The organism is Aliiglaciecola sp. SL4, assembly GCF_041538045.1.
In the GTDB taxonomy this organism is placed as follows: Bacteria; Pseudomonadota; Gammaproteobacteria; order Enterobacterales; family Alteromonadaceae; genus Aliiglaciecola.
In genome coordinates, this window is sequence record NZ_JBGOSE010000001.1 from 558,312 (window position 1) to 571,554 (window position 13,243).

The 13,243-nt window shown below is 41.4% G+C and carries 10 protein-coding genes; 3 read left to right on the forward strand and 7 right to left on the reverse strand.

The window, feature by feature from the left end; all coding sequences use genetic code 11:
- Position 1: 1 nt before the first annotated feature.
- The 3 genes from AB6T38_RS02540 to AB6T38_RS02550 are packed head-to-tail and all read right to left on the reverse strand — an operon-like array spanning position 2 to position 2,993.
- Positions 2–1,150 (reverse strand): ABC transporter permease, encoded by a 1,149-nt coding sequence (locus tag AB6T38_RS02540; RefSeq protein ID WP_372545764.1) that lies wholly within the window; start codon positions 1,148–1,150, stop codon positions 2–4.
- The gene (locus tag AB6T38_RS02545) at positions 1,147–2,079 is read right to left on the reverse strand and encodes an ATP-binding cassette domain-containing protein (protein ID WP_372545765.1); all 933 of its coding nucleotides are present in this window, start codon (positions 2,077–2,079) and stop codon (positions 1,147–1,149) included. The genes AB6T38_RS02540 and AB6T38_RS02545 overlap by 4 nt, the downstream gene beginning before the upstream one ends.
- Before the next feature lie 2 nt (positions 2,080–2,081).
- On the reverse strand, positions 2,082–2,993 hold the full coding sequence (locus tag AB6T38_RS02550; protein ID WP_372546042.1) for an HlyD family secretion protein: 912 nt from the start codon (positions 2,991–2,993) through the stop codon (positions 2,082–2,084).
- A 399-nt stretch (positions 2,994–3,392) separates the two neighbouring features.
- On the opposite strand from AB6T38_RS02550, the gene AB6T38_RS02555 reads away from it, so the two are divergent.
- Both AB6T38_RS02555 and AB6T38_RS02560 read left to right on the forward strand, forming a co-directional pair.
- On the forward strand, positions 3,393–4,898 hold the full coding sequence (locus AB6T38_RS02555; protein WP_372545767.1) for a sodium/solute symporter: 1,506 nt from the start codon (positions 3,393–3,395) through the stop codon (positions 4,896–4,898).
- 228 nt (positions 4,899–5,126) lie between these two features.
- A complete protein-coding gene (locus AB6T38_RS02560) occupies positions 5,127–5,672 on the forward strand; it encodes a hypothetical protein (RefSeq protein ID WP_372545768.1) in 546 nt (181 codons plus the stop codon).
- 21 nt (positions 5,673–5,693) lie between these two features.
- Here AB6T38_RS02560 and cynS read toward each other — a convergent pair whose 3' ends face one another.
- From cynS to AB6T38_RS02575, 3 genes are read right to left on the reverse strand one after another with little or no spacing between them, the layout of a single operon-like run.
- Complete coding sequence (cynS, locus tag AB6T38_RS02565) at positions 5,694–6,140, reverse strand: cyanase (protein ID WP_372545769.1); 447 nt, start codon at positions 6,138–6,140, stop codon at positions 5,694–5,696.
- A gap of 10 nt (positions 6,141–6,150) precedes the next feature.
- Complete coding sequence (locus tag AB6T38_RS02570; protein WP_372545771.1) at positions 6,151–7,878, reverse strand: protein kinase; 1,728 nt, start codon at positions 7,876–7,878, stop codon at positions 6,151–6,153.
- Positions 7,865–8,731 carry a formate/nitrite transporter family protein gene (locus AB6T38_RS02575; protein WP_372545772.1) on the reverse strand — a complete coding sequence of 289 codons (867 nt, stop codon included), beginning with the start codon at positions 8,729–8,731 and terminating at the stop codon, positions 7,865–7,867. Before AB6T38_RS02575 ends, AB6T38_RS02570 begins: the two co-directional genes overlap by 14 nt.
- A gap of 615 nt (positions 8,732–9,346) precedes the next feature.
- Between AB6T38_RS02575 and AB6T38_RS02580 the strand changes: the two genes are divergently transcribed.
- Entirely contained in the window at positions 9,347–10,492 is a 1,146-nt protein-coding gene (locus AB6T38_RS02580; RefSeq protein ID WP_348489611.1) for an alpha-hydroxy acid oxidase, read from the forward strand.
- A gap of 170 nt (positions 10,493–10,662) precedes the next feature.
- Here AB6T38_RS02580 and AB6T38_RS02585 read toward each other — a convergent pair whose 3' ends face one another.
- Positions 10,663–13,065 (reverse strand): serine/threonine protein kinase, encoded by a 2,403-nt coding sequence (locus tag AB6T38_RS02585; protein WP_372545773.1) that lies wholly within the window; start codon positions 13,063–13,065, stop codon positions 10,663–10,665.
- Between the last annotated feature and the right edge of the window lie 178 nt (positions 13,066–13,243).

Below are 13,243 nucleotides of genomic sequence, written 5' to 3' on the forward strand. Positions count from 1 at the left end.
ATTAGTCTAAGTTTTTCTTAAATCGCAAGGAAGCGACTACCAATCCCAATACGGTGAAAAGCAATAACCAATAGACATCAAAGGTCATGTCAGTAAATTCCACATCTTTGAGAATAACGCCTCGTATCAAGCGCATAAAATGTGTAGCGGGTAAGGCCTCGGCAATGTATTGGGCGGTTAACGGCATACCTTCATAGGGAAACATAAACCCTGAAAGCAGTATAGAGGGTAACAAAATAAAGATGGTCATTTGCATTGACTGTAATTGATTGGTGGCAATGGTTGAGATCACTAGCCCCAACACTAAACTTGCCGCAATAAACAACAGTGTCACACCAAATAAGGGCAGCAGTCCGCCATTCACTGGTACATTAAACACATAATAACCCAAGCCTAAAATAATAATCACTTGGAGTAACCCAATGAATATATAGGGAATGATCTTGCCTACCATTAATTCTATGGGTTTAATTGGCGTGGTAATTAGCATTTCCATGTTGCCATGTTCACTCTCTCTGACAATAGCTGCAGAGGTAAACATAATCATGGTCATGGTGAGAATGATGCCCAGCAAACCTGGCACTATATTTACTGCAGTCCGTTGTTCGGGATTATAAAATAGTGTCACTTCAAAGGTTGGTGTTGAGCGATTGGCAGGTTGGCGCAGCAACTCAACCAAGGGCATTGAACGTAAACTTTTAATGGAGCTTGCAATCATGGTGTCTGAACCATCAACTACCCACTGTGCAACAGGACGACTGGTTTGTTCATCACTGGCAGCAGGTAAGCCCAAACCGACACTCGAACTGCGGGACAAGCGTTGACTTAGATCGTGGGGAATAAATAAAATCGCCCGCACATCTGTGCGTTCCATGGCTTTTTGAGCACTATCAATATCATTGTATTGCTCAGTGAATTTAACTACTTGGGTGGCGGTAACCGTTTGTACTAGGACTCTACTTAGGGCTGTTTGGCTATGATCAACCAGTGCCACAGGAATATGTCTAACATTAGTATTGATGGCGTAACCAAATAAAATTAATTGCACCAATGGGATCATAATCACCATGCCAAAGGTCATTCTGTCACGTTTTAATTGGGTTAGTTCTTTAAAAAAGATTGCTTGGATGCGATACAAAGCGGTGATCATTGTCGTCCGCCTCCGGTACAGGTAATAAACACATCCTCTAAACTTGGTCTTACTAGGTTGAGTTTGTCGTTAGCAAGTTGTGAATGGTGTTGCAGGTAGGCTAATGGATCTGGCTGGGAATCTTTGACTAATACTCGTAATCTAGCACCTAATTGCGCAGCGGTAATTATATTGGGAAGGGTAATAATTTGTTGTTTTAATTGCCGTATCCCCTGAGCTTCTATTTCGACCACTTTTGCCGCCATGTTTTTCATTAATTCTTCAGGGCTGCCGTCTGCTCGTTTTAAGCCATTTTCTAAAATAGCCAGTTTATGGCAACGCTCCGCTTCGTCCATATAATGAGTGGAGACCAAGATACTGGTACCTTGTTCACACAAATCGAATAATTGCTCCCAAAACTCACGTCGATTTTCAGGGTCAACGGCGGAAGTAGGCTCATCTAGAAATAGCAATTGAGGCTTGTGTAGCGTTGCTGCCGCAAGGGCTAGACGCTGTCGTTGTCCACCACTTAAACTGCCTGCTAGTTGCCGCTGTTTTTGATCTAAACCGTAAACCGATAACAATTCACTGATCCGCTGTTTTTGCGCAAAACCAGAAATCCCGTATATTTTGGCAATGAATTGCAGGTTTTCCTTCACCGTTAGATTGTTATACAGCGAAAACTTTTGCGTCATGTAGCCCATTTTCAAGCGTAGCTTTTCAGCGTCATCTGGGAGCTTTAATCCCAATACTGTGACTTCGCCAGAAGTGGGTTTCAACAAACCCGTGAGCATTCTTATTGCGGTCGTTTTGCCGCATCCATTTGGGCCTAAAAATCCGTAAATGGTGCTTTTTTCCACGTTAAGATCAAGTTGATCAATAGCTTTTAAGTCACCAAAGTGACGACTTAATTGTTTGGCTTGTATCACCCATTCAGGGGAGGTTTTCATGGTTACGGAAGCTCAACTTGTACAGCAACACCATTGGCCAAATCTGCGTATTGGCTGGGTAACTGCACTTCGGCTAAATACATTAAACGGGCGCGTTCTTCTTGATTTAACGCGTAATATGGGGTGAATGCAGGCTCAATAGAAATCCAACGTACTGTGCCTTCAATCGTTTCTGTTAGGCCATCGACATGCAGTGGTAAACTGTCACCTACTTTTATTTTTACGCGATAAGGTTCTGGAATATAAATCCGCGCATAGGGGGCAATACCTGCCAAAACTATGGCGACGGGACTGCCCATAGTTACTCTTTCACCTAAATTCCAAGGCAGATTATCGAGTCGGCCATCCCGTGTGGCGACTATGGTCAAATCCTCTAGCTTCTTAATTTCACTGGCAAGCACGGCTTCCATCATCGCCAAATTGGCTTTGCCTATTTCTAAGTCCTCTGGTCGGGTACCATTGGTAAGCAATAGCAAAGCTTCTTCTGCTTCGTGAACCGCGGCTGCTTTTGCATCCCGTGTGGCCAGCGCTTGATCTAGATTGGCTTGACTGACCAACTTTTGGGAAATCAGATTTTTCGCTCTTTGGTACGCGGTTTCACTTTCCGTTAATGCGGCTTGGGCTCCTTCCAATTTAGCACTGGCTGAAGCGACTTCTTCAGGGCGAGCTCCGTTTCTTAGCTTATCTAAATTTGCCTGTGCTTCGGCGACGGACGCTTTTGCTTTGGCCACGATTGCTTTTTGTTGACGATCATCCAGTTTCACCAGTACATCGCCTTTTTTTACTAGCGTCCCTTGGGGAATGGGCAATTCGGTGACGACTTCGTTAACTGTGGCTGTGTGCGCAATTCTATTTCGTTCCAACGTACCTAGGGCTAGACCTGTTTTATTGTCTTCACAGCCACTGATAAACATTAACAAGGCTAATAAGGTCAGCGTTAAACCTTTATGGATAAGTGCAGGTTTGCTGGTCAATTTCATCGATAGGAGTGGCAATGGGGGCATTAGTTATCCTTACAAATGTGTATATCATCAGTAAAGTGAATACGTTGTTGTTATTGATGACTCGGATGCCAAAATTACCCTGTGGACATTTGGCCTTTACACAAAATTTTGCTGATGCACTTAGACTACACCTTAACTATTCGTCAATCTAGCAATGGCTCACAAAGTGTATTTCAATATTTCGCAAATCCTTGATATGGTAGTAAAAAATGCCCCATCTATAATTATTCTAAAAAATCTTTAGGGAGAACTATTTTGTCTTGGCTCGATTACTCGATTGTTGGATTTTATTTATTGGGTTTGCTATGTATGGGATTACTCTTCCGGCAACAGCGAAATCGAGATGATTACTTTCTAGGCGGACGCAGTATCCCTTGGCCTGCATTGTCCTTATCTGTGATGGCAACACAACTTTCAGCCGTTAGCTTTATTTCAGCGCCTGCTTTTGTTGGTTTGCGTGAAGGCGGCGGTTTGATATGGCTATCCTATGAATTGGCGCTGCCCGCTGCGGTGGCATTAATGCTCTGGCGATTGTTACCCTCGTTACATAAATCTGGTGTGGTAAGCGTTTATGAATACTTAGAGCGACGCTTTTCCCGTTCCACTCGATTACTTATCAGCTTTGTCTTTCAATTGAGTCGTTCAGTAGCAACAGCGATTATGATTTACGCCATTTCCCTTATTTTGCAAGGTACCATGGGGATGGAGCAGTGGCACAGTATTGTGTTAATCGGGGTGATTACTTTAGTTTATTCGGCCATGGGCGGAATGAAAGCAGTGGTATATGGTGATGCACTGCAAATGATTCTGATTTTTGGGGGAGCCTTGACCTGTCTTTGGGTTGCTGTGGACCACATCGGGGGAGTAGAGCAGGCACTCACCCTGATTGAACCAGCGCGTTTAGTGGCGGTAAAGCCCGATCAATTTGGTCTCTCGGGTAACGACTTTGGTTTATTGCCCATGCTATTTGGTGGAATCGTGCTTTATGCGTCGTATTACGGCTGTGATCAATCGGAAGCGCAACGCTCTTTGTCTGCTCATAACCTGAGTGACCTGAAAAAGATGATGTTAACCGTAGCAATTTGTCGTTTTCCCATCACCCTTGTGTACTGTGCTGCAGGTTTAGTTATTGGCGCAATGGTGATGAACACTCCTTCTTTACAAGCTCAAATTCCAGCTGATAATCCAGACTGGATGATGCCTATTTTTATCATTAACTATTTACCAAGTGGTATTATTGGTCTGTTAGTGGTGGCCATTATGGCCGCTGCCATGTCTTCCCTGAGTTCAGCGGTAAACAGTTTAGCCGCTGTTTCTGTCGAAGATCTATGTCGTTTGTTTAAACATCAACCGAATAATGAAACCTACATCAAATATGCCCGTTTAGCTGGTATAGGGTGGGGCTTAGTGACACTGTTTTTGTCATTTATTGCCGGCGACATCGCGCCTACTATAATTGAAGCGATCAATAAAATTGGTTCGGTTTTTTATGGTCCGGTTTTAGCTATTTTTCTATTGGGGATCTACAGTAAAAAAATTGCCTCTTATGCTGCTAATACAGGTTTAGCGGCAGGGGTATTAGTGAACATGGGACTATGGCTATTTGAAAGTCCGATATTTTGGTTTTGGTGGAATTTAATCGGATTTGTTACCACTATTGCGGTGGGGTATTTAATGACGTTTTTGACTAAACCAACTGATTCTCATCAGCCCAGTATTCGATTGTTGTCCGTTTCGAATGTGTTAATGCTAATCGGATTAAGCGTAGCTTTAACCCTATTTTGCTTAGTTTTACCCAGTTTGTTACTAGCTTAGAGTATTATTTATACATCGAGCATAATTTACCGGTGGAAATGTAAAAATCACTCATTTACCGATTCGCCCTGTTTCTTAATCGTTGATAAACAGGGGGTTAGAGGGCGCGTAGGTGAATGTAAAGGTGGCACGTAAATTGGAATCAGCTTACTTAACATAAACAAGTTTCATATCTTGTGTCTAAATTAACACAAGGTGAAGTTGTATAAACACCGTTAAGGATTGCTTATGAATATTAATACAAGCCCACTAAAATTAATTTTAAAAACGCCACTGTTAATTATGTTGTCCAGTTTGATTTGGGTGGGGTGTGCAAGCATTCAACCGACAACATTTGTCGCAGCAGAAGATTATGGTGAACTAGGCTATAGCAACAAAAAACTGAGTGATGACCAGTATCAAATTATTTTTAGCGGTAATGCTAAAACCGACAGCGTTACAGCAAAAGACTACGCATTACTTCACGCGGCTAATCTCACATTATCTAAAGGGTTTAGCTGGTTCGAAATTATTCAAAGTGATACGGATGTTGAAACCAAAGAAGTGAATAGAGTCATCCCCGATGTTTCAACCAATCCAACCACAACATCAAGCTGTGGGCTTTTAGGTTGTACCATTTCCACAGCTTCTACTTACCAGGGCGGAACCGTGGTATCTGAGCAAGTGGCGGATAAAATCAATGCGACCCTGGTGATTAAAATGGGGAATGGGACACCCGCAAACCCGAATAAAGTGTTTGATGCCAAACAATTAGCATCAAACCTCGCAAGTTAGCTTAATCCTACAAGCTAAGCGCTAATAGGATTTATAAGGTAAGAACTTTCCTGATAGGACGATATTGACTCTATCTCCTGCAGGATTGTTTTCCCGTTGAATATCCATGGAAAAATCAATGGCACTCATAATACCGTCACCGAATTCCTCATGGATTAGTGATTTAATCGTGGTGCCGTATACATTAACTAGCTCATAAAAACGGTAGATCAAAGGATCTGTAGGAACACTTTCTGGCAACGAGCCTTTGTATGGCACTACTTGCAACCAAGCAATGGCATTCTCATCTAGGTCAAATAACTCGCCAATTTTTTGCGCTTGTTCTGCAGTGAAAGTCATTTGCCCTAAACAACCTGCAGTGGTCCACTCTTTAGATTTACCAATCAGATCTGCGACTTGTTGCCAAAAAATACCATTTTTAACTTTGCTTACCAATATAGCAGTAGTAACTTCTTCGCGACTTTTCATAGTTAGGTCCTCAATGATTTAAAAGATAAAGTAAATAAAAGTTAAGTAACACCAGCAGTGCACTGAGCCACTTCCAAAAAAGCAAAGGACTGCGTTCTATTAGTGGCGCTTTGCTTTGTTGTAAAAATTGTGGATTTGGGTGACGTAAATCGTGAATAAATTCAGATAGGGCGTCGTAGCGTTTGTACGGATCTACTTGCAATGCTGTGCGTAAGCACGCATCTACCCATGTTGGAATGTGTCGATGGGCATCTAAAACCGATTGATAATTTAGCTTTCGCTGTTGGGCAAAAGTACGAGTTTTAGCAACGTGAGTTTCGTAAGGGTAACGGCCACTTAACATGTAATAGGTTAATACGGCTAACGAAAACAAATCGGAACGCTGCGTTCCCATTTCCCCTAAAAAATACTCAGGGGCCATATACAACGCTGTTCCAGGAAGTGCCAATGTTAGTTGTTCACAACCTAGCTCTTCTATACCAGCTACCATTGTAGAACCAAAATCGATAATTTTAACCGTCCCATTGAGGTCAATCATAATGTTCTCGGGACGTATATCTTGATGCAGCATCTCCAGTCGGTGGAAAGCTTGTAAACCACGAGCCACTTGTTCAATGATGTCTCTAACAGTTTCTAAGCCTGGATTTGGATTATCAGTTAACCATTGCTGCAGTGATTGACCTTCGACATATTCAGATAAGGTGTACAGATAGCTTTTTGGACGTTCAGTTTTCGGGGCTTTTAGAACGTGAACATTATTAATTCGACGAGATATCCACTCTTCTAGACAGAATCGCTCTAAGTAGCCATTGTCATCCTGTAAATCTACGGATGGTGTTTTCAAAACAACAGGCTTTTCCGTTTCTACATCATTAACGAGGTAAACATGACTGCGGGCAGAATAATGTAACTGACGAATCACCTTAAAGCCATCAATGTGAAAACCCGGGTGCAATGGGGGAGGCAGTGGCAAGCTATCTACTAGGTTACTCACTGGACTGGTACATTCTGAACTGAGTGATTGAACCTGTATTATTTGCACCGTGATATTATCATCACTGCCATTTTCTATAGCTTGCTGAACTAAATTCTCTGCTAGCGTATCGTTTACCTGAGTTTGATGGTTTAAATGCGTTAATAAAACGGAAGGGTCAATAAAGTTATGGAAACCATCGGTACTTAGCAGCAGAGTGTCTCCTTCACATAACGTAAACTGTTGATGATCAATTTCAACTGAATCCTGCATGCCCAAAGCGCGACTGAGATAACTTACTCCCTCAGCGGCGATTTGTTGATGGTCGTTGGTCAATTGTTGAATACTGTTATGACGGCAGAGGTAAATTCGTGAGTCACCCACATGAAATAGATGGGCGATATTGCCTTTAACAACAACAGCAGCAAAGGTACAAACATAGCCTTTATCTGGATCATATTTGTGTTCAGTATGTTTACTGTGAGCAAATAACCAGGCATTGATGGAAGTGATAACTCGTTTTGCTGATGTTTCTACTGACCATGCATCAGAGGTTGAATAATAATCGTGAATAAAACTGTTAACTGCAGCTTGACTAGCAATATGGCTTACCTCACTACTACTAATACCATCTGCCACAGCCGCGGCGTAGCCATTTAATTGCGCTTGCACCTGAGTAGGTGAAGCAAGACCATAAAAATCTTGATTGATAGTTTTGCGGCCAGCACTTGAGTACTGGCCGTTAACTAGTTTAGTTAGCAGCATTTGGCGCGACAGTGCCAGAAGCAATAGTTTCAGGAGAAACTTTAGCTACTTTTCGTTTAGAGCCAGTGCGAACATGAGTTGTATAAAGCGTTAATCCAGTGAAAGCCAAGCCACCAACAAGGTTACCTAATGCTGTGGGGATTTCGTTCCAGATAAAGTAATCAACAACTGAAAATTCACCACCTAAGATAAGGCTAAACGGAAACAAAAACATGTTAACTACAGAATGTTCAAAACCCATAAAAAAGAACAAAAATATAGGCATCCACATGGCAATCACTTTACCACTCACATGCGTTGAAATCATTGCTCCAACTACACCTAAAGATACCATCCAGTTACATAACATGCCGCGGATAAAGATAGTGAACCAGCCTGCTGTACCATACTGGGCATATCCTAGCGTTCGAGCTTCACCAATGGACGCTACTTTTATACCGATAGCCCCAGGATCAATATTAAAACCGTAGGTAAAAATAAAGGCCATCATAAAGGCGACTGTTAACGCGCCACCAAAGTTACCTAAAAACACCAGTCCCCAGTTACGTAATATCCCTTTTATGGTTACACCTGGACGTTTATCGAGCCAAGCTAGTGGACAAAGAACAAACACGCCAGTGAGCAAATCAAAGCCCATTAAATACAGCATACAAAAACCCACTGGGAATAAAATCGCACCTAGTAGAAACATGCCTGTTTGAACCGCTATGGTAATTGCAAATACCGCTGCTAGTGCGAGTATTGCGCCAGCCATGTAGCCGCGAATAAGTGTATCGCGAGTTGACATAAATATTTTTGATTCGCCTGCATCGACCATTTTGGTGACGAATTCTGCTGGAAGTAAATAAGCCATAAGTACCCTCGTAAAATTAGTGTTCAAATTTGTTTGTTGTCTCTCATGCCAATGCATCTGGCTTGCGTTTTCTACTGGCCAAAAAAAAACGTTCAAATTCCTATACAGTGCATAGGAAGTTGAACGCCTTTGTTCGAATATTGTGACCGTAGACTCTTCGTTGAGTTACATTTTAATCAAAGCAAAATATAAGCCAAAAAATAAATTGTTTATTATCAATTGTTTATATATTCACCCTCAAGTTTAATGAGTTTTATTGGTGCAAAGATTCACTGTATTTAATCATTCAAATAAAAATGATAGAGTGCTTCTAAGTTAAAAATGGCAGGTTGATATGTAACCATTCATGATTTTATTCTACTTATTACTTGCTCGATTATTTTGATGCAGTTGGACTTATGGCAAAACTTGCAGGCAAAACAGCGATGATGAGGGAAGTTACATTTGCTGAAAGTTTTTAAATGAATTTTCATAATATGTAGGCGAGAAAACGTCCCTAACGGGCCGGTGTAAGTGCAGTAACAATCGTTTATTATTGATTGTTAGTTTTTTTGTTAAACCCTATAAATTATTCACTGATATAACTAACCCAATAAAACCCATCGGGATCCCAGTATGCGACTAAAACATTGCCATAACTTTCATGATTTTCGAACTCTCGCCAAAAAGCGATTACCCGGGCCAATATTCAATTATATTGACGGAGGCGCTGATGATGAAGTGACCCTAAGACGCAATTCAGAAGCGTTCAATCAATGTGATTTAGTGCCTAAGGTGTTAACGGGGGTAAAAGATATTGATTTAAGTGTTGAGGTGATGGGTCAAAGATTAGAACTACCTATTTATTGTTCTCCTACAGCATTGCAGCGACTCTTTCATCACCAAGGTGAACGAGCGGTTGCAGCCTCAGCTGCAAAGTTTGGCACTATGTTTGGTGTTTCTTCCTTGGGAACTGTGAGTATGGAAGAAATTGCTAAACAATATGATACACCTCAGGTTTACCAATTTTATTTTCATAAAGATCGAGGCCTTAATAGAGCCATGATGGAACGGGCCAAGGCATCTAAAATCGAAGTAATGATGCTAACGGTTGATTCGATTACCGGTGGCAATCGTGAAAGAGATCTGCGTACCGGTTTTTCAATTCCATTTAGGCTCAACCTGTCAGGCTTATGGCAGTTCGCCACTAAACCAATGTGGGGGATAAATTACGTCACCCACGAAAAATTTGCGTTACCACAGTTAGACGAACATGTGGATATGGGAGGTGGTGCTAGTTCCATAGGTGATTATTTTACTAATATGCTCGACCCTGCGATGAATTGGGATGATGTCGCTGAAATGGTCAAGTTTTGGGATGGACAGTTTTGTTTAAAAGGAATTATGAGTGTTGAAGATGCTCGTAAGGCTGTGGATATAGGCTGTACCGGTATTGTTATCTCAAATCATGGTGGACGTCAGCTAGATGGTTCGCGCAGCTCCTTTGACCATTTAGCTGAAATTGTCGATGCAGTTGGCGATAAGATTGATGTTATGTTTGATAGTGGCGTGCAAAGGGGAACTCATGTACTTAAAGCCCTGTCTTTAGGCGCTAAAGCTGTTGGTGTCGGACGTTTGTATTTATATGCCCTTGCAGCAGCAGGACAAGGAGGTGTAGAGCGAGCACTAGGGTTAATGAAAGCCGAAATTGAACGTGATATGCGACTTATGGGGTGTAGTTCGGTCGCTGAACTATCAAAACACAATTTACGTTTTCGTTAAGGTTCGATACTTCGCGTCCAGACGATGTTATTTTTTAATGGTAATGTAAGGCATTACCATTAAAAGACCATTAATAAAGATGAGTGAAAATTAGGTACAACCTTCGCTGTAAATTTACCCACTTAATCATTTTTAGGAAAGAGCTTACTGCTTAAAATAAAGCATTCTGACTAATCCAATAACCATTTCATGGTGGGTAAATCTTCTCCATTTCGACACTTTTCGATAGCAGAAGGTAGGCGAGTTGCAGCATTGTACATGTAACCACTGAGTTGTTTGTTTGCGATAAATGGTCGCAAAAGTTGCTCGGCAATTTCGAGGCTGCTGCATGCATCGGTTAGCCTATCTACATCTCGATACATGTAGGCTAGGATCAAATGGGAAAATGCCCAGGTAGAATATTGGGAAGGTTCGGGTTTAGCTTCTGCCAAGCGCTTTTGCTCTGCAACTATATCAATTTGTTGGGAAATTGCTTGTTCAAAGTCACCCATTTCCGCTAATAATTGTGATTTTGCTTCGCGCATTTGCATGGCAAGACGGGTAATAGACGCATCACCCTCTTGCAATGTTTTCAGCTTTTCTGTGGTTGCAGTGGCTTTATCTAAAAATTCTATTGATTGATTTTGATCATGTAAATTTGCTGCTGCACCATAAGCGATGTAATTTGTCCATGACAGTAAATAGAGCAGCATGGGGTCATTGGGCTGATTAGCTTCCAGTGCACTTAGCCGGCGGTCTGCCTCACGAAAATGTTGAATTGCTTTAGTATTGTTCCTGTCAATATAATCAGCCATGGCTAACCAATAGAAGCTGTAGGCTTGGTCTTGCTTTGCAATTGCACGATTTTGCATCGCACTAGGCCATTGTTCTGTATCTTGGCTTAATCGATTGGCATTTTCTCGTAAGTAATGAGAATCACCAGCCTGATCTGCTCTTTCTAAATCGGTATATAACAAACTTCGTTGGGCTAGATACCAAAGTTCACTTCTTTTGGGGTGCGGGACTGATCCCAGTATTTCTCGACCTTTCGCAATTGTCTGCTCTGCAGCTACTAAATCACTATCATCGTGAACCAAAATCATCCCTTGTGCTGCCATCAACTCTCCTTTTGTGGCTTTTACATCGGCTAAGTTGGGTGCCGACAACGCCAGTTCATCCAACATCGCTTGGGCTCTAGATAAATTAGCGCGTGAAATAGTAACATCACCCAAGTTAGGTTCGGCAGGCACGCCAAAAATCCGCGCTAAACGAATATATCCTTGGGCCGTTTCAAGTTTGATATCAGCTGATGCATTTGCTTGTTTACTCAAGTTGGCTAGGTATTGTTGTCCTCGTTGAGCTAAATCAGCACGGATACTGGTGTTTCCTGCAACGCGTTTTAAATTATCGTACAAATCAAAAATTTGGTACTTTGCCAATGCCCTAACCTCATCGAATCGAGCTTGCGCCTGTACTAAGTTTTGTTCAGCACGTTGATATTGAAATATAGAGGTTCCTAGCGCTGACAAAATTGCCACTATTGCTAATCCTGCAATCATTGACGCTTTAGTATGACGCTTAATAAACTTGCTAAATTTATAGGTGTTAGAAGTGGAGTAAGCGGTTACTGGGAATTGCTGTAAGTAGTTTTCTAGTTCGACTATTAATGCATTTACTGTTTGAAAACGTTGCTGTGGTAGCGTAGCTGTTGCTTGATTAATTATTGCTTGCAGTTCTTTTGGGATACTACGTCCATTAAAAATAGATTCCAGCAATTTACCTAAAGAATAGATATCAACTAAGGTGTTATTACCGTCACCTGTAGCTCGTTCAGGAGCTGCAAAACCCGGGGTAAAGCTCATACTTACAAGAGAGCTTGAAGCGTGAAAGTTGTCACTTTGAGTCGATGTAGGTTTGGCAATACCAAAATCAATCAATTTTACTTCACCAGTTTTATCAACCAGCACGTTAGACGGGGTAATATCTCGATGAATAATCAGGTTTTGGTGCGCATAACGAACAGCTTCACAAGCTTTTATTAATAGTTGAATGCGAGTCGAATCGCTTAAATTTTGTTGTTCGCACCACTTGGTTAGAGGCAGCCCGTCAATAAATTCCATAATAAAATAGGGCATTGTTTGCGGTGTTTGTCCACCATCGTAAAGTCTGGCTATATTTGGATGGATGAGTTGCGCTAAGGTTTGTCTTTCCCGTTCAAATCGTTCGATCAGCTGCGCAGATAACGCTTTAGTGCGTATTACTTTAATTGCTACATCATGTTCAAAGTCACCGCTGTCACGTTTCCCTTTGTAAACTGCACCCATACCACCTTGGCCAATTAATTGGATTATTTTGTAGGCACCAATTTTTTCGGGTAGATCAATTGTATAGGAATCCACATCGACCTTTCCGGTATGCAATACGTTTTCGGAAATCTCATCTTTTTCTAACAACTGCAAGACCCGGTTTCGTAATTTAGTATTTTTCCCTGTTTGCTCTGTTAACCAATCTTTCCGTTGTTCATTAGGGATATCTAAAGAAGCTTCAAACAGTTGCATTGCTTGTAATTCAAATTGTGTTGAACCTGTGGTCATGGCTTTATCCCATATTAAGGTCAATTGACTTGAAATTAATTTAAGTTTACATCGTCAATTTAATTTAAATATTCGACATATATTATTGATTTTATTATTCTAAAACGAGCGTGTATAAAATATATGCTATTTTGGTTTAGTTGCAATGGATATCTAAGCAACAGTCTATCGGGGTAAA